The sequence below is a fragment of the Stenotrophomonas sp. 96582_Sma genome (assembly GCF_056480905.1).
This window is the reverse complement of record NZ_CM151122.1, coordinates 817,228-837,196: the sequence shown is the minus strand read 5'-3', so window position 1 is coordinate 837,196 and position 19,969 is coordinate 817,228. Positions and strand designations below refer to the sequence as shown.

At 62.8% G+C, this 19,969-nt stretch carries 20 protein-coding genes; all 20 read right to left on the bottom strand.

Annotated elements, in window-relative coordinates:
- Positions 1-4: 4 nt before the first annotated feature.
- Positions 5-547 carry a 50S ribosomal protein L5 gene (gene rplE, locus ACZK2R_RS03840; protein WP_004154491.1) on the bottom strand — a complete coding sequence of 181 codons (543 nt, stop codon included), beginning with the start codon at positions 545-547 and terminating at the stop codon, positions 5-7.
- Positions 548-558: 11 nt separating this feature from the next.
- Positions 559-876 carry a 50S ribosomal protein L24 gene (gene rplX, locus ACZK2R_RS03835; protein WP_004154490.1) on the bottom strand — a complete coding sequence of 106 codons (318 nt, stop codon included), beginning with the start codon at positions 874-876 and terminating at the stop codon, positions 559-561.
- A 16-nt stretch (positions 877-892) separates the two neighbouring features.
- Positions 893-1,261 (bottom strand): 50S ribosomal protein L14, encoded by a 369-nt coding sequence (rplN, locus tag ACZK2R_RS03830; protein WP_004145357.1) that lies wholly within the window; start codon positions 1,259-1,261, stop codon positions 893-895.
- Between the two features lie 11 nt (positions 1,262-1,272).
- Entirely contained in the window at positions 1,273-1,542 is a 270-nt protein-coding gene (gene rpsQ, locus ACZK2R_RS03825) for a 30S ribosomal protein S17 (RefSeq protein WP_004154489.1), read from the bottom strand.
- 11 nt (positions 1,543-1,553) lie between these two features.
- Positions 1,554-1,739, bottom strand: a complete 186-nt coding sequence (gene rpmC, locus ACZK2R_RS03820) for a 50S ribosomal protein L29 (RefSeq protein WP_004154487.1) — start codon at positions 1,737-1,739, stop codon at positions 1,554-1,556.
- A complete protein-coding gene (gene rplP / locus ACZK2R_RS03815; protein WP_004154486.1) occupies positions 1,739-2,152 on the bottom strand; it encodes a 50S ribosomal protein L16 in 414 nt (137 codons plus the stop codon). Before rplP ends, rpmC begins: the two co-directional genes overlap by 1 nt.
- Before the next feature lie 5 nt (positions 2,153-2,157).
- Positions 2,158-2,892, bottom strand: coding sequence for a 30S ribosomal protein S3 (gene rpsC / locus ACZK2R_RS03810; RefSeq protein ID WP_004145350.1), 735 nt, complete (start codon positions 2,890-2,892; stop codon positions 2,158-2,160).
- 18 nt (positions 2,893-2,910) lie between these two features.
- Positions 2,911-3,246: a 50S ribosomal protein L22 gene (gene rplV / locus ACZK2R_RS03805; RefSeq protein ID WP_004145348.1), complete on the bottom strand. Its 336-nt coding sequence runs from the start codon at positions 3,244-3,246 to the stop codon at positions 2,911-2,913.
- A 12-nt stretch (positions 3,247-3,258) separates the two neighbouring features.
- Entirely contained in the window at positions 3,259-3,528 is a 270-nt protein-coding gene (gene rpsS, locus ACZK2R_RS03800; RefSeq protein ID WP_004154485.1) for a 30S ribosomal protein S19, read from the bottom strand.
- A 6-nt stretch (positions 3,529-3,534) separates the two neighbouring features.
- Positions 3,535-4,362: a 50S ribosomal protein L2 gene (gene rplB, locus ACZK2R_RS03795; protein ID WP_004145339.1), complete on the bottom strand. Its 828-nt coding sequence runs from the start codon at positions 4,360-4,362 to the stop codon at positions 3,535-3,537.
- Positions 4,363-4,372: 10 nt separating this feature from the next.
- Positions 4,373-4,672, bottom strand: a complete 300-nt coding sequence (rplW, locus tag ACZK2R_RS03790) for a 50S ribosomal protein L23 (RefSeq protein ID WP_004145338.1) — start codon at positions 4,670-4,672, stop codon at positions 4,373-4,375.
- Positions 4,669-5,274, bottom strand: coding sequence for a 50S ribosomal protein L4 (rplD, locus tag ACZK2R_RS03785; protein WP_004145337.1), 606 nt, complete (start codon positions 5,272-5,274; stop codon positions 4,669-4,671). Before rplD ends, rplW begins: the two co-directional genes overlap by 4 nt.
- Before the next feature lie 12 nt (positions 5,275-5,286).
- Entirely contained in the window at positions 5,287-5,937 is a 651-nt protein-coding gene (gene rplC / locus ACZK2R_RS03780; RefSeq protein ID WP_004145336.1) for a 50S ribosomal protein L3, read from the bottom strand.
- An 11-nt stretch (positions 5,938-5,948) separates the two neighbouring features.
- Entirely contained in the window at positions 5,949-6,260 is a 312-nt protein-coding gene (gene rpsJ / locus ACZK2R_RS03775) for a 30S ribosomal protein S10 (protein ID WP_005408208.1), read from the bottom strand.
- Between the two features lie 332 nt (positions 6,261-6,592).
- Positions 6,593-7,783, bottom strand: coding sequence for an elongation factor Tu (tuf, locus tag ACZK2R_RS03770; protein WP_004154360.1), 1,191 nt, complete (start codon positions 7,781-7,783; stop codon positions 6,593-6,595).
- Between the two features lie 52 nt (positions 7,784-7,835).
- The gene (fusA, locus tag ACZK2R_RS03765) at positions 7,836-9,977 is read right to left on the bottom strand and encodes an elongation factor G (RefSeq protein WP_049435135.1); all 2,142 of its coding nucleotides are present in this window, start codon (positions 9,975-9,977) and stop codon (positions 7,836-7,838) included.
- A 141-nt stretch (positions 9,978-10,118) separates the two neighbouring features.
- The gene (rpsG, locus tag ACZK2R_RS03760) at positions 10,119-10,592 is read right to left on the bottom strand and encodes a 30S ribosomal protein S7 (protein WP_004145321.1); all 474 of its coding nucleotides are present in this window, start codon (positions 10,590-10,592) and stop codon (positions 10,119-10,121) included.
- A 12-nt stretch (positions 10,593-10,604) separates the two neighbouring features.
- Positions 10,605-10,979, bottom strand: a complete 375-nt coding sequence (gene rpsL / locus ACZK2R_RS03755; protein ID WP_004145320.1) for a 30S ribosomal protein S12 — start codon at positions 10,977-10,979, stop codon at positions 10,605-10,607.
- Positions 10,980-11,263: 284 nt separating this feature from the next.
- Positions 11,264-15,487 (bottom strand): DNA-directed RNA polymerase subunit beta', encoded by a 4,224-nt coding sequence (rpoC, locus tag ACZK2R_RS03750; RefSeq protein ID WP_125895178.1) that lies wholly within the window; start codon positions 15,485-15,487, stop codon positions 11,264-11,266.
- 89 nt (positions 15,488-15,576) lie between these two features.
- Positions 15,577-19,731, bottom strand: coding sequence for a DNA-directed RNA polymerase subunit beta (gene rpoB, locus ACZK2R_RS03745; RefSeq protein WP_049401089.1), 4,155 nt, complete (start codon positions 19,729-19,731; stop codon positions 15,577-15,579).
- Between the last annotated feature and the right edge of the window lie 238 nt (positions 19,732-19,969).

The window sequence follows — 19,969 nt, the reverse complement described above, 5'->3', positions numbered from 1 at the left end:
CAGATCAGTTACGGAACGGGAACTTGAACGCTGCCAGCAGCGCCTTCGCTTCCGCGTCGGTCTTCGCAGTGGTGGTGATGGCGATATCCATACCGCGGATCGCGTCGACGGCGTCGAAGTCGATTTCCGGGAAGATGATCTGCTCCTTCACACCCATGTTGAAGTTGCCGCGGCCGTCGAAGGAACGACCGGAAACACCACGGAAGTCGCGCACGCGCGGCAGCGAGATGTTGATCAGGCGATCCAGGAACTCGTACATCTTGTGGCGACGCAGCGTGGTCTTGCAGCCGATCGGCCAACCATCGCGGATCTTGAACGACGCAACCGACACACGCGACTTGGTGACAACCGGCTTCTGGCCGGAAATCTTGGTCATGTCGCCGACGGCGTTTTCCAGGATCTTCTTGTTGGTGGCCGCTTCGCCGACACCCATGTTCAGGGTGACCTTGACCAGCTTCGGCACTTCCATCGGATTGGTGTAGCCGAACTGCTTCATCAGCGCCGGCACCACTTCGTCCTTGTAGAACTTTTCGAGACGGGAACTCATCTTCTCATTCCTCAGGCGTCGAGCGCCTCACCGCTGGAGCGGAACACACGCAGTTTGCGTCCATCCTCCAGCACCTTGAAGCCAACGCGTTCGCCCTTGCCCGAAGCCGGGTTCAGAACATTCACGTTGGAGATATGGATCGAAGCTTCGCGCTCGACCACGCCGCCGGCAACACCTGCCTGCGGGTTCGGCTTGGTGTGGCGCTTGACGATGTTCACGTTGGCGACGACCACACGGTCGCCGTCGACGCGGACGACTTCGCCCTGCTTGCCCTTGTCCTTGCCAGCGTTGACGACAACCTGGTCGCCCTTCTTGATACGGTTAGCCATGATTATCTCCTGTCGCTCACAGCACTTCGGGAGCGAGCGAGACGATCTTCATGAACTTCTCCGAACGAAGTTCACGGGTCACCGGCCCGAAGATACGGGTACCGATCGGCTCCTGCTTGCTGTTCAGCAGAACGGCAGCGTTGCCGTCGAAGCGGATCAGCGAGCCGTCGGCGCGACGCACACCCTTGCGGGTACGCACCACGACGGCGTCATACACTTCACCCTTCTTGACCTTGCCGCGCGGAATCGCATCCTTCACGGTGACCTTGATGATGTCGCCGATGCCGGCGTAACGGCGCTTGGAACCACCCAGCACCTTGAAGCACATCACCTGCTTGGCACCCGAATTGTCCGCGACGTCAAGGTAGCTCTGCATCTGGATCATGATTCAGCTCCTTATTCAGCCGCGCGCGTGATGACTTCCACCACGCGCCAGTTCTTGGTCTTGGACATCGGAGCAATCTCGGTCACGCGGACGACATCGCCTTCCTTGCAGGCGTTGTCGGCATCGTGGGCGTGCAGCTTCGTCGAGCGCTTGATGTACTTGCCGTACAGCGCGTGCTTGACCTGACGCTCAACCAGGACGGTAACCGTCTTGTCCATCTTGTTGCTGACGACACGGCCTTCGACCGTGCGCAGCGTCTTCTTTTCAGTATTGTCGCTCATAGCGGCCATCCTTACTTCGTGCTGCCGAGCAGGGTCTTGACGCGAGCAATCTCGCGACGGACCCGGCGAATGTCGTGGGTCTTCGGCAGCTGGCCGGTGACCTGCTGCATACGGACAGAGAACTGTTCCTTACGCAGGTCGATCAGGTGGGCCTTGAGTTCGTCAGCCGACTTTTCACGGAGAGTTTTGATATCCATCAGCGCACCGTACGGGTCACGAAAGTGGTGGTGACCGAGAGCTTGGCGGCGGCCAGGCGGAACGCCTCGCGAGCCACTTCCTCGGAAACACCCTCGATTTCATAGATCATGCGGCCGGGCTGGATCTGGGCCACCCAGTATTCCACGTTGCCCTTACCAGAACCCATTCGGACTTCGATGGGCTTCTTGGTGATGGGCTTGTCGGGGAACACGCGGATCCACATCTTGCCGCCGCGCTTGACGTAGCGGCTGATCGAGCGGCGGGCCGCTTCGATCTGACGCGCGGTCAGCTGACCGTGTGCGGTTGCCTTCAGGCCGTATTCGCCGAAGCTGACAGCGTTGGCGCTCCAGCTCAGGCCATCGTTACGGCCCTTGTGTACCTTGCGGTACTTGGTTCGCTTGGGTTGCAACATTGTCGTTACCTCGCTTCACGGGCCGGGCGCTGACGGTCACCACGGTCGCCGCGATCGTGACGATCGTTGCGCGACGGGGTGTCGTCCTGCTTTTCCTGGCCAACCTGGGAGAAATCGAAGACCTCGCCCTTGTAGATCCAGACCTTGATGCCGATGATGCCGTAGGTCGTCTTGGCTTCAGCGAAGCCATAGTCGATGTCGGCACGCAGGGTGTGCAGCGGCACGCGGCCTTCGCGGTACCACTCCGAACGGGCGATTTCTGCACCGTTGAGGCGGCCACCGACGTTGACCTTGATGCCCAGGGCACCCAGACGCATCGCGTTGCCGACCGAGCGCTTCATTGCACGGCGGAACATGATGCGACGCTCCAGCTGCTGGGCGATCGACTCGGCAACGAGCTGCGCGTCCAGTTCCGGCTTGCGCACTTCGGTGACGTTGATGTGCGCCGGGACGCCCATCATCTCGCTCACTTCCTTGCGCAGCTTCTCGATGTCCTCACCGCGCTTGCCGATCACCACGCCCGGACGGGCGGTGTGGATCGTCACGCGAGCGGTCTTGGCCGGACGCTCGATCAGGATCTTGCTGATGCCGGCCTGAGCCAGCTTCTTGCGCAGCATTTCGCGCACTTTCAGGTCGGCTGCCAGGTAACCAGCGAACTCGGCCTTGTTGGCGTACCACTTGGAGTTCCAGTCCTTGGAAATGCCGAGGCGGATACCAATCGGATGAACTTTATGACCCATGGTCTTTTCCTTATCCGCTTACTTGGCGGCGCCCACAACCACAGTGATGTGGCTGGTGCGCTTGAGGATGCGGGTACCGCGGCCTTTCGCCCGCGCCATGAAACGCTTCAGGGTCGGACCTTCATCAACCATGATGGTCTGAACCTTCAGCTCGTCGACGTCGGCGCCCTGGTTGTTCTCGGCGTTGGCAATTGCCGACTCCACCACCTTCTTGATCAGGTGGGCAGCCTTCTTGTCCGAGAACTTCAGCAGGTTGACCGCACGCTCGGCCGGCAGACCGCGCACCTGGTCAGCGACCAGACGAGCCTTCTGCGGGGAGATGCGCGCAGTGCGCAGGATGGCTTTCGCTTCCATTGTCATCTCTCCTTACTTGCCCGACTTCTTGTCACCACCGTGACCCTTGAAGGTCCGGGTGATGGCAAATTCGCCGAGCTTGTGGCCGACCATGTTCTCGTTGACGAGAACCGGGATGTGGTTCTTGCCGTTATGCACGGCAATGGTGACGCCTACCATGTCAGGCAGGATCATCGAACGGCGCGACCAGGTCTTGATCGGCTTCTTGCTGCCCGCAGCGGCCTCCACCTTCTTGACGAGGTGGTGATCGACGAACGGGCCCTTCTTGAGTGAACGTGCCATGGTCGATTAGCCCCTACGATCGCGGACGATGAACTGCTGAGTGCGCTTGTTATGGCGCGTCTTGTAACCCTTGGTCGGGACACCCCACGGGGTGACCGGATGCGGATTACCCTGGCCGGCCTTCGCCTCACCACCACCGTGCGGGTGGTCAACCGGGTTCATGGCAGCACCACGAACGGTCGGGCGGACGCCGCGCCAACGCTTGGCACCGGCCTTGCCCAGCTTTTCCAGGCTGTGCTCGTCGTTGCCGACTTCGCCGATGGTGGCGCAGCACTCGACCGGAACCTTACGCATTTCACCCGAGCGCAGGCGCAGGGTGGCGTAGATGCCTTCGCGAGCCACCAGCTGCACGGCCGCACCAGCGGCGCGAGCGATCTGAGCGCCCTTGCCCGGCTTCAGTTCGATGCAGTGGATGGTGGTGCCGACCGGGATGTTGCGCAGCGGCAGGGTGTTGCCAGCCTTGATCGGAGCATCCGAACCAGCGATCACCTGATCACCAGCCTTCAGGCCCTTCGGGGCGATGATGTAGCGACGCTCACCGTCGACGTAGCACAGCAGAGCGATGTGCGCGGTGCGGTTCGGATCGTATTCGATGCGTTCCACGCGCGCCGGGATGCCCAGCTTGTTGCGCTTGAAGTCGATGATGCGGTAGTGCTGCTTGGCACCACCACCGACGTGACGCACGGTGATGCGGCCATGGTGGTTACGACCACCCGAGCGGCTCTGCGACTCGACCAGCGCAGCGTGCGGAGCACCCTTGTGCAGGTCGGGAGTGACCACGCGCACGGCCGAACGGCGGCCGGGGGAAGTGGGCTTGAATTTCATCAATGGCATGGGATGTACCTCAGGCCTTGGCCGTTACATCGATCGACTGGCCATCGGCCAGGCGAACGTACGCCTTGCGCCAATCGCCGCGGCGGCCAGCACGGTTACGGAAGGACTTGTTCTTGCCCTTGACGTTGACCACGTTGACGGCTTCGACCTTGACGTCGAACAGCTGCTCAACCGCGGCCTTTACATCGGCCTTGGTGGCTTCGTTCGAAACTTCGAAGACATACTGGTTGGAGAGTTCCTGCAGGCGCGCGGTCTTTTCGGAGACACGCGGGGCACGCAGCACGCTGAAGATTTTTTCGTTGCTGTTCATGCCAGCCACTCCTCGACCTTCTTGACCGCGTCAGCGGTGATGACGACCGTGTCGGCACCCACCAGCGAGACCGGATCCAGACCCTGGACGTCACGCACCTGCACGTACGGCAGATTGCGGGCGGACAGGTACAGGTGCTCGGACGCTTCTTCGGTGACGATCAGCGGGCGCTTGCCCACTTCCAGGCCGGCCAGCTTGGCGATCAGACCCTTCGTGTTGGTCACTTCGACGTCGAAGGACTCCACGATGGTCAGACGGCCCTGACGGTTCAGCTCGGACAGGATCGCGCACATGGCGGCACGGTACTGCTTACGATTGACCTTCTGCTCGAAGCTGCGCGGCTTGGCCGCGAAGGTGACACCGCCGCCGACGAAGATCGGAGCCGTCAGTGCGCCATGACGCGCGCCGCCGCCCTTCTGCTTCTTCGACTTCTTGGTGGTACCAGCCACTTCGGAGCGAGTCTTCTGTGCCTTGGTGCCGGCGCGACCGGCGTTGCGGTAGGCAACGACGACCTGGTGGACCAGATCTTCGCTGAAATCGCGACCGAACACGGCGTCGGAGACCGAGACCTTGTTGTTGCTACCCGTGATAACGAGTTCCATCGTCATCTCTCCTTATGCCTTGCTCGCCGGACGGACGATCACGTCGCCACCCGCCGCGCCCGGAACGGCGCCGCGAACGGCGATCAGACCGCGCTCGACGTCGACCTTGACCACTTCCAGGTTCTGGGTGCTCTGCTGCACCGCGCCCATGTGGCCCGACATCTTCTTGCCCGGGAAAACGCGACCCGGGGTCTGGCGCTGACCCAGCGAACCCGGCGCGCGATGCGACAGCGAGTTACCGTGGGTTGCATCGCCCATACGGAAGTTGTGGCGCTTGATGGTGCCCTGGAAGCCCTTACCCTTGGTGACACCCTGGACGTCGACGATCTGGCCGACTTCGAAGATGTCCGCCTTGACTTCGCCGCCAACGGCGAAATCGCCGAGCTGCGCGTCTTCAACGCGGAATTCCCACAGGCCACGACCCGCTTCCACCTTCGCCTTGGCGAAGTGGCCGGCTTCCGGCTTGTTGACCAGGGCAGCGCGACGCGCGCCGACGGTCACCTGCACGGCGCTGTAGCCGTCGGTTTCGACGGTCTTGATCTGCGCGATGCGGTTCGGGGTTGCTTCGATCAGGGTCACCGGGATGGAGCGGCCATCTTCAGTGAACACGCGGCTCATGCCAGCCTTGCGGCCCACGAAGCCCAACGAATACTTCTTCGTCATGGTCGTAGTCCTCAGGTCAGCTTGATCTGAACGTCGACGCCGGCAGCCAGTTCGAGCTTCATCAGCGCGTCCACGGTCTTGTCATTCGGGTCAACGATATCGAGCACGCGCTTGTGCGTGCGGGTCTCGTACTGGTCACGCGCGTCCTTGTCGACGTGCGGGGAAACGAGAACGGTGTAACGCTCGATCTTGGTCGGCAGCGGGATCGGGCCACGCACTTGCGCGCCGGTCCGCTTTGCCGTTTCAACGATCTCGCTGGCCGAACGGTCGATCAGACGATGATCGAACGCTTTCAGCCGGATCCGGATCTTTTGGTCCGCCATGGCGGTAGGTTCCTTCGTTAAAAGAGCGACAGACAAAGCCTCTGGGTTGCTTTGTCCCATGAAATTCCTGAATACGGACGACCCACAGTCCTGCAGGCCGCCAAGGTCACTCCATAGACCTCAAAAACGTAGGCAGACCAGTTACCCGGCCTGCCCAGACGTAGAAGCATAATGGCACGCAAGGCAGCTGTCAACAGTCGCCTGTTGACGCCGCCTGAATGGCATTGACCCTTCCTGGTCCGGGGAACACAAGGCACATCCTGTGCCTGCTTTCCCATTTGATACGCCCCGATGCCCTACCCAGGCAACATCGGGGCGCAGATACTACCAGATTACTCGATGATCTTCGAGACCACGCCGGCGCCGACGGTACGGCCGCCTTCGCGGATGGCGAAGCGCAGGCCTTCGTCCATTGCCACCGGGTTGATCAGGGTGACGACCATCTTGACGTTGTCACCCGGCATCACCATTTCGACGCCTTCCGGCAGAGCAGCTGCGCCGGTGATGTCGGTGGTGCGGAAGTAGAACTGCGGACGGTAGCCGTTGAAGAACGGGGTGTGACGGCCGCCCTCGTCCTTCGACAGGACGTAGACTTCGCCTTCGAACTTGGTGTGCGGCTTGATCGAACCCGGCTTGGCCAGAACCTGGCCACGCTCGACGTCGTCACGCTTGGTGCCGCGCAGCAGCAGGCCAGCGTTGTCGCCTGCCTGACCCTGGTCCAGCAGCTTGCGGAACATTTCAACGCCGGTCACGGTGGTCTTCTGCACCGGACGGATGCCGACGATTTCGATTTCGTCGCCAACCTTGATCACGCCGCGCTCGATACGACCGGTCACCACGGTGCCGCGGCCCGAGATCGAGAACACGTCTTCCACCGGCATCAGGAACGGCTTGTCGATAGCGCGCTCCGGCTCCGGAATCCAGCTGTCCAGGGCATCGACCAGCTTCAGGATGGCCGGCACGCCGATGTCGCTCTGGTCGCCTTCCAGCGCCAGACGGGCCGAACCGGCGATGATCGGGGTGTCGTCGCCCGGGAAGTCGTACTTGCTCAGCAGCTCGCGCACTTCCATTTCGACCAGCTCGAGCAGCTCGGCGTCGTCAACCATGTCGGCCTTGTTCAGGAACACGACGATGTACGGCACGCCGACCTGACGCGACAGCAGGATGTGCTCGCGGGTCTGCGGCATCGGGCCGTCAGCGGCCGAGCACACCAGGATCGCGCCGTCCATCTGGGCGGCACCGGTGATCATGTTCTTGACGTAGTCAGCGTGGCCCGGGCAATCGACGTGGGCGTAGTGACGGACCGGGGATTCGTATTCGACGTGCGCGGTCGAGATCGTGATACCACGCGCCTTTTCTTCCGGCGCGGCGTCGATCGAGGAGTAATCCTTGAACTCGCCACCGAAGCGCTCGGCACCGATCTTGGTCAGTGCAGCGGTCAGCGTGGTCTTGCCGTGATCGACGTGACCGATGGTGCCGACGTTGACGTGCGGCTTGGTGCGCTCGAACTTACCCTTTGCCATTGTTCTATACCTTGATTGTTCGTAAGTGGTTTCAAGAGAGGCTGAGCGAGGCTCAGCCCTTCTTCATGACGGCTTCGGCGATGTTGGTCGGAGCCGGCTCGTAGTGATCGAATTCCATGGTGAAGGTGGCGCGGCCCTGGGTCTGCGAACGCAGCGCAGTGGCGTAGCCGAACATTTCACCCAGCGGGATCATCGCGTTGATGATCGAAGCGGAGCCGTCACCGGTGGTGTCGGAACCCTGCAGCACGCCGCGACGACGGCTGACGTCGCCCATCACGTCACCCTGGTAATCCTCCGGGGTCACGATCTCGACCTTCATGATCGGCTCCAGCAGCACCGGCTTGGCCTTGGCGAAGCCCTGCTTGAAGGCCATCGACGAAGCCAGCTTGAACGCCATTTCCGAGGAGTCGACGTCGTGGTACGAACCGAACACCAGCTTCACCTTGACGTCCACGACCGGGAAGCCAGCCAGCGGACCGCTGGTGATGGTTTCGCGCAGGCCCTTTTCAACCGACGGAATGAATTCCTTCGGGATCACGCCGCCGGTGATGTCGTTGATGAACAGGAAGTCGTCCTTGATGGCCGGAGCCAGCTTCGGATCGGCACGGTCGGCAGCGGTGATCGGCGACAGTTCGATCACGACGTGACCGTACTGACCCTTACCACCGGACTGCTTGGCGTGCTTGTAGTCCGACTTGACGTCGGCCAGGGTGATGGTTTCGCGGTAGGCCACCTGCGGCGCGCCGACGTTGGCTTCAACGTTGAACTCGCGCTTCAGGCGGTCGACGATGATGTCCAGGTGCAGCTCGCCCATGCCCGAGATGATGGTCTGGCCGGATTCTTCGTCGGTCTTGACGCGGAACGACGGATCTTCCTGCGCCAGACGGCCCAGGGCCAGACCCATCTTTTCCTGGTCCGACTTGGTCTTCGGCTCGACGGCCATCGAGATCACCGGCTCCGGGAACGTCATGCGCTCCAGGATGATCGGGGCGTCCACGGCGCACAGGGTGTCACCGGTGGTGGTGTCCTTCAGGCCCACGGCAGCGGCGATGTCACCGGCCAGAACTTCCTTGATTTCCTCGCGGTTGTTCGAGTGCATCTGCAGGATGCGGCCGATGCGCTCCTTCTTGCCCTTCACCGAGTTCAGCACGGTGTCGCCACCGTTCAGGGTGCCCGAGTAGACACGGAAGAAGGTCAGCGCGCCGACGAACGGGTCGGTGATGATCTTGAAGGCCAGCGACGAGAACGGAGCCTTGTCGTCCGACTTGCGGGTCATTTCGACGGTGTCGTCGTCAACGTCCACGCCCTTCACGTCCGGCACGTCGACCGGCGACGGCAGCAGCTGGATCACGCCGTCCAGCATGGCCTGCACGCCCTTGTTCTTGAAGGCCGAGCCGCAGTACATCGGCACGATCTCGGTGGCCAGGGTGCGGGTACGCAGCGCGTTGATGATTTCAGCCTCGGCCAGCTCTTCGCCGCCCAGGTACTTTTCCATCAGCTCTTCGCTGGCTTCGGCAGCGGTCTCGACCATGAACTGGCGAGCCTCTTCAGCCGGGCCCTGCAGATCGGCCGGGATTTCACCGTATTCGAACTTCATGCCCTGCGAAGCCTCATCCCAATGGATGGCCTTCATCTTCAGCAGGTCGACAACGCCCTTGAAGTTGTCTTCAGCGCCGATCGGCAGCTGCATCGGCACGGCAACCGCGCCCAGCTTGGCCTTCAGCTGGCCGACGACCTTCTGGAAGTTGGCACCGGTGCGGTCCATCTTGTTGACGAACGCGATGCGCGGCACGTGGTACTTGTTGGCCTGGCGCCACACGGTTTCCGACTGCGGCTGCACGCCACCGACGGCGCACAGGACGAAGACGGCACCGTCGAGCACGCGCAGCGAGCGCTCCACTTCGATGGTGAAGTCGACGTGCCCGGGGGTGTCGATGATGTTGAAGCGGTGCTCCGGCAGGGACTTGTCCATGCCCTTCCAGAACGCGGTGGTGGCAGCGGACTGGATCGTGATGCCACGCTCCTGCTCCTGCTCCATCCAGTCCATGGTGGCGGCGCCGTCGTGCACTTCACCGATCTTGTGGCTCTTGCCGGTGTAGAACAGGATGCGCTCGGACGTGGTGGTCTTGCCGGCATCGATGTGAGCCATGATGCCGAAGTTACGGTAACGCTCGATGGGAGTGGAACGGGCCACGGGAGCCTCTCAGATTTCTTGGATTTCGGATGGCCGAACGCCGCCTTTCGGCGGCCTTCGGATTGGCGCAGTCCTTCTGGGACCGCGAGGCAGCACGCACCGAAGTGGTGCTGCCCTGCCTGTTTTACAAGGCCGTCAAACTCACCAGCGGTAGTGGGCGAATGCCTTGTTGGCTTCGGCCATGCGGTGGGTTTCTTCGCGCTTCTTGATGGCGCCGCCACGGTTTTCCGAGGCGTCGATCAGTTCAGCAGCCAGCTTCTTCGGCATGGTGTTCTCACCACGCTTGCGCGCGGAGTCGATCAGCCAGCGCATGGCCAGGGCCATCTTGCGCGACGAACGCACTTCGACCGGCACCTGGTAGGTGGCACCACCGACGCGACGCGACTTGACTTCGACCGCCGGAGCGACGTTGTCCAGAGCCTTCTGCACCAGTTCAATGGCGTTGGCGCTGCTGTTCTTCTCGGTGATCACGTCCATGGCGCCGTACACGATCTTTTCGGCGACGGACTTCTTGCCGCTCTGCATGACCATGTTGATGAAGCGGGCGATGGTTTCGCTTCCGTGCTTCGGATCGGGCAGGACGGAACGCTGCGGAGTATTACCCTTACGCGACATAGTGCTCTCTCCTTATGCCTTCGGACGCTTGGCGCCGTACTTGGAACGGGCCTGGCGACGCTTGGCAACGCCGGCGGCGTCGAGCGAGCCACGAACGGTGTGGTAACGCACACCCGGCAGGTCCTTGACGCGACCGCCGCGGATCAGGACCACGGAGTGCTCCTGCAGGTTGTGGCCTTCACCACCGATGTAGGAAATCACTTCTTCCTGGTTGGTCAGGCGGACCTTGGCAACCTTGCGCAGAGCCGAGTTCGGCTTCTTCGGAGTGGTGGTGTAGACACGGGTGCAGACGCCACGGCGCTGCGGGCACTTGTCGAGCGCCGGCGAGGCACTCTTGTAGGTGGTCGCTTGCCGCGGCTTGCGGACCAGCTGGTTGATCGTCGCCATCAGTAGGTTCTTCTGATTGGTGGCCGGAAAATCCGACCAGAGATGCGGAAATGTTAAAGCAGGCCAAAATTCTGGCCTGCTGAGACAGACGATTGTAGCAACCTGCCAGGAAAGCAGTCAAACGCCTCCTGTCAAGCCCGTTCCTGATCCCGGAACGTTACTGGGGGGCCTCCATGTACCCCGTTCAGGTTGGCCGAGTCGATCGCGGACGATCTCCCCTGCCCTTTCCCTATCCCATCGATGGACCGATGGGGTGGTCCGGCCCTGCGGCCGGACCGGATACCTCATTCTTCGCCCGAGGCCTGTTCAGCTTCGGCTTCAACCACCGGTGCCTCGACCGCAGCCGGGGTGCCGGCCAGGGTCTGCATTTCCGACTCGGTGAGACCGGAAGCACCGCGACGGCGGTTGCTGTGGTACGCCAGGCCGGTACCGGCCGGAATCAGGCGACCCACGATGACGTTTTCCTTCAGGCCACGCAGGTTGTCCGAGGTGCCGCGGACGGCCGCTTCGGTCAGCACGCGGGTGGTTTCCTGGAACGACGCGGCCGAGATGAACGATTCGGTCGCCAGCGAGGCCTTGGTGATACCCAGCAGGACCGGATCGAAGTGCGCCGGCAGCTCGTTGCGGGTCGACAGGCGCGCATTCTCCTCGATAACACGCTGACGCTCCACCTGTTCGCCGTTCAGGAACTTGCTGCTGCCCTGGTCGGTGATCTCGACCTTGCGCAGCATCTGGCGGGTGATCACCTCGATGTGCTTGTCGTTGATCTTCACGCCCTGCAGGCGGTACACGTCCTGGATTTCCTTCACCAGGTAGGCCGCCAGCGGTTCGACACCCAGCAGACGCAGGATGTCCTGCGGGCTCGGCTCGCCGTCCACGATGGTTTCACCCTTGGTGACATGCTCGCCTTCGAACACGATGACCTGGCGGTACTTCGGGATCAGCTCTTCGTGCTCCGAACCATCGGTGTCCTTGATGATCAGGCGCTGCTTGCCCTTGGTGTCCTTGCCGAAGCTGATGATGCCCGAACGCTCGGCCAGCACCGCCGGATCCTTCGGCTTGCGCGCTTCGAACAGATCGGCCACGCGCGGCAGACCACCGGTGATGTCGCGGGTCTTCGACGCTTCCTGCGGAATCTTGGCGACCACGTCACCCACGCCGACGGCAGCGCCGTCCTGCAGGTTGACGATCGAGCGCGGCGGCAGCAGGTACTGCGCCGGCAGGTCGGTGCCCGGGATCGACAGGTCGTTGCCCTTGGCGTCGACGATGCGCACGATCGGGCGCAGGTCCTTGGCCTGGGTACCACGACGCTTCGGATCGGTGATTTCGCGCGACGCCAGGCCGGTCAGCTCGTCGGTCTTCTCGATGACGGTGATGCCGTCGACGAAGTCGATGAAGCGGATGAAACCGGCCACTTCCGACACGATCGGGTGGTTATGCGGATCCCAGTTGGCCACGGTCTGGCCAGCCTTGATCGCATCACCGTCCTTGGACGTGATGGTCGCACCGTACGGCAGCTTGTAGCGCTCACGCTCACGGCCGTGGGCATCGAGCACCGAGATTTCGCCCGAGCGCGACACTGCCACCAGCGAGCCATTGGCATGCTCGACGGACTTGAGGTTGCTGAACTTGACCGAGCCGGTGGTCTTGACGGTGATGTTGTCGACCGCAGCAGCTCGCGACGCCGCACCACCGATGTGGAACGTACGCATGGTCAGCTGGGTACCCGGCTCACCGATGGACTGGGCGGCGATGACGCCGACCGCTTCACCGATGTTGACCAGGTGGCCACGGGCCAGATCGCGGCCGTAGCAGCGACCGCAGACACCGAAGGCCGATTCGCACGAGATCGTCGAACGCACCTTGATGCTCTGCACGCCGGCGTCTTCCAGCTTGGCGACCCAGGCTTCGTCCAGCAGGGTGTTGCGGGTGACGATCGGATCTTCGTCGTTGCCCGGCAGGAACACGTCCTCGGCAACCACGCGACCCAGCACGCGATCCTTCAGCGGCTCGACCACGTCGCCGCCTTCCACGATCGGGGTCATGATCAGGCCTTCGGTGGTACCGCAATCCACCTCGGTGATCACCACGTCCTGCGCGACGTCGACCAGACGACGGGTCAGGTAACCCGAGTTCGCGGTCTTCAGCGCGGTATCGGCCAGACCCTTACGGGCACCGTGGGTGGAGTTGAAGTACTCCTGCACGTTCAGGCCTTCACGGAAGTTCGCCTTGATGGGCGTCTCGATGATCGAGCCGTCCGGACGCGCCATCAGGCCACGCATACCGGCCAGCTGACGGATCTGCGCCTGCGAACCACGCGCACCGGAGTCGGCCATGATGTACAGCGAGTTCATCGACTTCTGGTCGATGGTCTCACCCTTGGCATTGACGACCTTCTCGGTACCGATGGTGTCCATCATCGCCTTGGCGATGCGCTCGTTGGTGCGCGACCAGATGTCGACCACCTTGTTGTAGCGCTCGCCGGCGGTGACCAGGCCCGACTGGTACTGCTCCTGGATTTCCAGCACTTCGGCTTCGGCCTCGGTGAGGATGCCCTTCTTCTCGTCCGGGATCAGCATGTCATCGATGCCGATCGAGACGCCGGCGCGGGTCGCGTAGGCGAAGCCGGTGTACATCAGCTTATCGGCGAACACGACCGTGTCCTTCAGACCCAGCTGGCGGTAGCTGGAGTTGATCAGGCGGCTGATGTTCTTCTTGGTCAGCTCGGTGTTGGCCAGCGCGAACGGCAGACCTTCCGGCAGGATTTCAGCCAGCAGGGCGCGACCGATCGTGGTGTCCACGATCGAGGTCTTGTTCTGCTTGACGCCGTCTTCGTCGGTCACCACCTCGGTGATGCGGACCTTGACGCGCGCGTGCAGTTCCACCACGCGGTTGTCGTAGGCACGCTTCACTTCGGCGATGTTGGCGAAGGCCATGCCCTCGCCCTTCTTGTTTTCCAGCGAGCGGGTCATGTAGTACAGACCCAGCACGACGTCCTGCGACGGCACGATGATCGGCTCGCCGTTGGCCGGCGACAGGATGTTGTTGGTCGACATCATCAGCGCACGCGCTTCCAGCTGGGCTTCCAGCGAGAGCGGCACGTGGACGGCCATCTGGTCACCGTCGAAGTCGGCGTTGAACGCGGTGCAGACCAGCGGGTGCAGCTGGATGGCCTTGCCTTCGATCAGCACCGGCTCGAACGCCTGGATGCCCAGACGGTGCAGGGTCGGCGCACGGTTCAGCATCACCGGATGCTCGCGGATGACCTCTTCCAGGATGTCCCAGACTTCGGCTTCTTCGCGCTCGACCAGCTTCTTGGCGGCCTTGATGGTGGTGGCCAGGCCACGACGCTGCAGCTTGGCGAAGACGAACGGCTTGAACAGCTCAAGCGCCATCTTCTTCGGCAGGCCGCACTGGTGCAGGCGCAGGTACGGACCGACCACGATGACCGAACGGCCCGAGTAGTCGACGCGCTTGCCCAGCAGGTTCTGGCGGAAGCGACCCTGCTTGCCCTTGATCATGTCGGCCAGCGACTTCAGCGGGCGCTTGTTGGTGCCGGTGATGGCACGGCCACGACGGCCGTTGTCCAGCAGCGCATCGACCGATTCCTGCAGCATGCGCTTTTCATTGCGCACGATGATGTCCGGCGCGCTCAGTTCGAGCAGGCGGCGCAGGCGGTTGTTACGGTTGATGACGCGGCGGTACAGGTCGTTCAGGTCGGAGGTCGCGAAGCGGCCGCCATCCAGCGGAACCAGCGGACGCAGGTCCGGCGGCAGCACCGGCAGCACGGTCATGACCATCCACTCCGGACGGTTGCCCGATTCCAGGAAGGCTTCGATCAGCTTGATGCGCTTGGTGAGGCGCTTGAGCTTGGTTTCCGAACCGGTAGCGGCGATTTCCTCGCGCAGGCGGGTCATTTCCGACTGCAGGTCGATGGTGCGCAGCAGTTCGTACACGGCCTCGGCGCCCATCGCGGCGTCGAAGTCGTCACCGTGCTCCTGGCGGGCCTGCAGGTACTGTTCTTCGGTCAGCAGCTGGCGGCGCTCCAGGGCGGTCAGGCCCGGCTCGGTCACCACGTAGGCTTCGAAGTACAGCACGCGCTCGATGTCGCGCAGGGTCATGTCCAGCATCAGGCCGATGCGCGACGGCAGCGACTTCAGGAACCAGATGTGCGCGACCGGCGAGGCCAGGTCGATATGGCCCATGCGCTCACGACGCACCTTGGCCAGGGTCACTTCGGTGCCGCACTTTTCGCAGACCACGCCGCGGTGCTTCATGCGCTTGTACTTGCCGCACAGGCACTCGTAGTCCTTCACCGGGCCGAAGATGGCGGCGCAGAACAGGCCGTCACGCTCCGGCTTGAAGGTACGGTAGTTGATGGTTTCCGGCTTCTTCACTTCGCCGAAGGACCACGAACGGATCAGGTCCGGCGAGGCCAGCGCGATCTTGATCGCGTCGAAGTCCAGCGTCTGGCGCTGCTGGTTGAAGAGGTTGAGCAGGTCTTTCATGGTGTTCTCCAGAAGGAGGAATGCTGTGTCGATGGGCTTTCAGTTGACTGCCAGCGGCGCGGCGGCAGAGGCCGCCGCGCCGGCATGGATCAGTTGTCTTCCAGTTCCATGTTGATGGCCAGCGAGCGGATTTCCTTCACGAGCACGTTGAAGGATTCCGGCATGCCCGCGACCATCTCGTGCTCACCGTCGACGATGTTCTTGTACATCTGGTTGCGGCCCTGCACGTCATCGGACTTCACCGTCAGCATTTCCTGCAGGGTGTAGGCCGCGCCGTAGGCTTCCAGCGCCCAGACTTCCATTTCACCGAAGCGCTGGCCGCCGAACTGCGCCTTGCCACCCAGCGGCTGCTGGGTGACGAGCGAGTACGGACCGGTCGAACGGGCGTGCATCTTGTCGTCGACCAGGTGATTCAGCTTCAGGTAGTGCATGTAACCCACGGTGGTGTGGCGATCGAACGCTTCACCGGTGCGGCCGTCGTACAGCTGGGTCTGGCCACTGCTCGGCAGGTCGGCCAGTTCCAGCATGCGCTTGATTTCCGCTTCGGTGGCGCCGTCGAACACCGGGGTGGCCATCGGCACGCCGTCGGTGAGGTTACGGGCCAGACGCAGCAGTTCCTCGTCGCTGAACTGCGACAGGTCGACACGGTTGGCCACGTTGGTGTCGTCGTGGTTGTAGATGTCGTCCAGGAACTTGCGCAGGTCGGCAACCGCCGCCTGGGCTTCCATCATCGCCTGGATCTTGCGGCCCAGGCCCTTGGCAGCCCAGCCCAGATGCACTTCCAGGATCTGGCCGATGTTCATACGCGACGGCACGCCCAGCGGGTTCAGCACGATGTCCACGGTTTCGCCCGAGGCCATGTACGGCATGTCCTCGACCGGCACCACGTTGGAGACCACACCCTTGTTGCCGTGGCGGCCTGCCATCTTGTCGCCCGGCTGGATGCGGCGCTTCACGGCCAGGAACACCTTGACCATCTTCAGCACGCCCGGGGCGAGGTCGTCACCGGCGGTGATCTTGCCGCGCTTGTCGGCGAAGCGACGCTCGAATTCCTTCTCGTGCGCCTGGATCTGCTTCTGGGCGCGCTCGATGGCTTCCGAAGCGTCCTCGTCCTTCATGCGCAGGGCGAACCAGTCAGCCTTCTTCAGGCCGTCCAGGAAGGCGTCGCTGATGACGTCGCCCTTCTTCAGGCCAGCGCCACCGTTGACCACCTTGCCCACGATCTGCGAACGCAGACGCATGTAGATGGCGGCTTCCAGGATGCGGAACTGGTCGTCGAAGTCCTTCTTGACGCGCTTGATTTCAGACTCTTCGATCTGGCGGGCGCGCTTGTCCTTCTCGATGCCGTCGCGGGTGAAGACCTGCACGTCGATGACGGTGCCGTCCATGCCCGGCGGAACGCGCAGCGAGCTGTCCTTCACGTCCGAAGCCTTCTCGCCGAAGATCGCGCGCAGCAGCTTCTCTTCCGGGGTCAGCTGGCTTTCGCCCTTCGGGGTGACCTTGCCGACCATGATGTCGCCGGCGCGGACTTCCGCACCGATGTACACCACGCCGCTCTCGTCCAGGCGGTTCAGCGCCTGCTCGGAGACGTTCGGGATGTCGGCGGAGATTTCCTCCGGCCCCAGCTTGGTGTCACGCGCGACGCAGGTCAGCTCTTCGATGTGGATCGTGGTGTAACGATCCTCTTCCACCACGCGCTCGGAGAGCAGGATGGAGTCTTCGAAGTTGTAGCCGTTCCACGGCATGAACGCGATCAGCATGTTCTGGCCCAGGGCCAGTTCGCCGATGTCGGTGGACGGACCGTCGGCCAGCACGTCGCCGCGGGCGATGACGTCACCCACCTGGACCAGCGGACGCTGGTTGATGCAGGTGTTCTGGTTCGAACGGGTGTACTTGACCAGGTTGTAGATGTCCACGCCTGCGTCGGTGGCGCCAACGATCTCTTCCTCGTTGACCTTGACCACGATGCGGGCCGCGTCGATCTGCACGATCTCGCCACCACGACGGGCGTTCACGGTCACACCGGAGTCACGCGCCACGGCGCGCTCGATGCCGGTACCGACCAGCGGCTTCTGCGCACGCAGGGTCGGCACAGCCTGACGCTGCATGTTGGCGCCCATCAGTGCGCGGTTGGCGTCATCGTGCTCCAGGAACGGAACCAGCGCGGCCGCGATCGACACGGTCTGCATCGGCGAGACGTCCATGAAGTGGACTTCCGCCGGCGGCTTCAGCAGCGACTCGCCCTGGAAGCGGCACGGAACGAACTGCTCGGTCAGCACGCTGTCGGCATTGGTCAGGGCGTTGGCCTGCGCAATGACGTACTCGTTTTCTTCGATGGCCGACAGGAACTCGACTTCGTCATAGACCTTGCCGTCCACGACCTTGCGGTACGGGGTCTCGAGGAAACCGTACTGGTTGGTGCGGGCGTACACGGCCAGCGAGTTGATCAGGCCGATGTTCGGGCCTTCCGGGGTTTCGATGGTGCAGACGCGGCCGTAATGGGTCGGGTGCACGTCGCGCACTTCGAAGCCGGCGCGCTCACGGGTCAGGCCGCCCGGGCCCAGGGCCGAGACGCGACGCTTGTGGGTCACTTCCGACAGCGGGTTGTTCTGGTCCATGAACTGCGACAGCTGCGAGGAGCCGAAGAACTCCTTGATGGCAGCGGCGACCGGCTTGGCGTTGATCAGCTCCTGCGGGGTCAGGCCTTCCGACTCGGCCATCGACAGGCGCTCCTTGACCGCGCGCTCGACGCGGACCAGGCCCACGCGGAACACGTTCTCGGCCATTTCACCGACCGAACGCACGCGACGGTTGCCCAGGTGATCGATGTCATCGACCACGCCGCGACCGTTGCGGATCTCGGTCAGAACCTTGATCACGTCCAGGATGTCGGAGCTGTCGCCATGGGCGGCAACCAGGCGCTTGGACTCTTCGTCGTTGCGCTCACCGTAGTACTTGCGGTCGTACAACACGGCTTCGCCGGTGGTTTCCTTGCGGCCCACGCGACGGTTGAACTTCATGCGGCCGACCGCAGACAGGTCGTAGCGCTCGAAGGTGAAGAACAGGTTGTGGAACAGGTTCTGCGCGGCATCCTTGGTCGGCGGCTCGCCCGGACGCATCATGCGGTAGATCTCGACCAGGGCTTCCAGCTGGGTCTTGGTCGGGTCGATGCGCAGGGTGTTGGACAGGTACGGGCCACGATCCAGATCGTTCACCCACAGGGTGCCCACGGCATCCACACCGGCCTTGCGGAAGGCCTGCAGCTGCTCGTCGGTGATCTCGTCGTTGGCCTGGGCCAGCAGTTCGCCGGTCGAAGCATCGACCACGTCGTGCGACAGGATGCGGCCGACGATGTAGTCGTCCGGCACGGCCAGGGCGGCGATGCCCGAGGCTTCCAGCTGCTTGATGTGGCGCGCGGTGATGCGCTTGCCGGCTTCCACGATGACCTTGTCGCCGTCGGCGAGGTCGAAGCCCAGGGTTTCGCCGCGCAGGCGCTCCGGCACCAGCTCCAGCTGGACGCCTTCATCCGGGTTGATGTGGAAGGTGTTGATCTCGAAGAACTCGGCCAGCATCTCTTCGTTGCTGTAGCCGAGCGCGCGCAGCAGGATCGACACCGGCAGCTTGCGGCGGCGGTCGATACGGGTGAACAGCGCATCCTTCGGGTCGAACTCGAAGTCCAGCCAGGAACCGCGGTAAGGAATGATGCGGGCGCTGTACAGCAGCTTGCCCGAGCTGTGGGTCTTGCCACGGTCGTGGTCGAAGAACACGCCCGGCGAACGGTGCAGCTGCGAGACGATGACGCGCTCGGTGCCGTTGACGATGAAGGTGCCGTTCTCGGTCATCAGCGGGATTTCGCCCAGATAGACCTCCTGCTCCTTCACGTACTTGATGGCCTTGGTCGACGACTCACGGTCGTAGATCACCAGGCGCACGGTCACGCGCAGCGGGGCGCCGTAGCTCATGCCACGCTGGCGGCACTCACGCTCGTCGAAGACCGGTTCGCCCAGCTTGTAGCCGACGTATTCCAGGGCAGCGTTGCCGCTGTAGCTGGCGATCGGGAAGACCGACTTCAGCGCAGCGTGCAGGCCGTGGTCCGTGCGCTTGGCCGGATCGACGTTTTCCTGCAGGAATTCACGATAGGAATCCACCTGGATGGCGAGCAGGAACGGCACTTCGAGAATCGAGCGCTGCTTGCCGAAATCCTTGCGGATACGCTTTTTTTCGGTGAACGAATAGGACGTCATGAGGTCTTCCACCTTGTTGTGCGGATCGTGCGCCCACGATCCGAAGGGAACTTGAAATTGTCAGTTGGAAGTCGCTGGTATTGCCGGCACCAGCACGCCTTCTCCCGCTACTTCCAACTGCCAACTCGTCTGCATCCACTCCCCCGCTGCCGCGCTCTGCGCTGGCCTGCCGGGGTCTGACCGCAGCCCGTGTTGGGCTTTTTCTGCTTTTGAAACAGTCGACTAACAGTCGACCCTA

Bases quoted from the DNA above. Each gene is read 5' to 3' on its own strand.
- rplW (WP_004145338.1), bottom strand. From the start codon at position 4,672: ATGAACAGCAACGAAAAAATCTTCAGCGTGCTGCGTGCCCCGCGTGTC.
- rplN (WP_004145357.1), bottom strand. From the start codon at position 1,261: ATGATCCAGATGCAGAGCTACCTTGACGTCGCGGACAATTCGGGTGCC.
- rplV (WP_004145348.1), bottom strand. From the start codon at position 3,246: ATGGAAGCGAAAGCCATCCTGCGCACTGCGCGCATCTCCCCGCAGAAG.
- rpsQ (WP_004154489.1), bottom strand. From the start codon at position 1,542: ATGAGCGACAATACTGAAAAGAAGACGCTGCGCACGGTCGAAGGCCGT.
- tuf (WP_004154360.1), bottom strand. From the start codon at position 7,783: ATGGCAAAGGGTAAGTTCGAGCGCACCAAGCCGCACGTCAACGTCGGC.
- rpoC (WP_125895178.1), bottom strand. From the start codon at position 15,487: ATGAAAGACCTGCTCAACCTCTTCAACCAGCAGCGCCAGACGCTGGAC.
- rplB (WP_004145339.1), bottom strand. From the start codon at position 4,362: ATGCCATTGATGAAATTCAAGCCCACTTCCCCCGGCCGCCGTTCGGCC.
- rplE (WP_004154491.1), bottom strand. From the start codon at position 547: ATGAGTTCCCGTCTCGAAAAGTTCTACAAGGACGAAGTGGTGCCGGCG.
- rpsS (WP_004154485.1), bottom strand. From the start codon at position 3,528: ATGGCACGTTCACTCAAGAAGGGCCCGTTCGTCGATCACCACCTCGTC.
- rpmC (WP_004154487.1), bottom strand. From the start codon at position 1,739: ATGGATATCAAAACTCTCCGTGAAAAGTCGGCTGACGAACTCAAGGCC.
- rpoB (WP_049401089.1), bottom strand. From the start codon at position 19,731: ATGACGTCCTATTCGTTCACCGAAAAAAAGCGTATCCGCAAGGATTTC.
- rplC (WP_004145336.1), bottom strand. From the start codon at position 5,937: ATGACGAAGAAGTATTCGTTGGGCTTCGTGGGCCGCAAGGCTGGCATG.
- rplD (WP_004145337.1), bottom strand. From the start codon at position 5,274: ATGGAACTCGTTATCACGGGTAGCAACAACAAGGTCTCGGTCTCCGAC.
- rpsG (WP_004145321.1), bottom strand. From the start codon at position 10,592: ATGTCGCGTAAGGGTAATACTCCGCAGCGTTCCGTCCTGCCCGATCCG.
- rplP (WP_004154486.1), bottom strand. From the start codon at position 2,152: ATGTTGCAACCCAAGCGAACCAAGTACCGCAAGGTACACAAGGGCCGT.
- rpsL (WP_004145320.1), bottom strand. From the start codon at position 10,979: ATGGCGACGATCAACCAGCTGGTCCGCAAGCCGCGGCAAGCGACCACC.
- rpsJ (WP_005408208.1), bottom strand. From the start codon at position 6,260: ATGGCGGACCAAAAGATCCGGATCCGGCTGAAAGCGTTCGATCATCGT.
- rpsC (WP_004145350.1), bottom strand. From the start codon at position 2,892: ATGGGTCATAAAGTTCATCCGATTGGTATCCGCCTCGGCATTTCCAAG.
- rplX (WP_004154490.1), bottom strand. From the start codon at position 876: ATGGCTAACCGTATCAAGAAGGGCGACCAGGTTGTCGTCAACGCTGGC.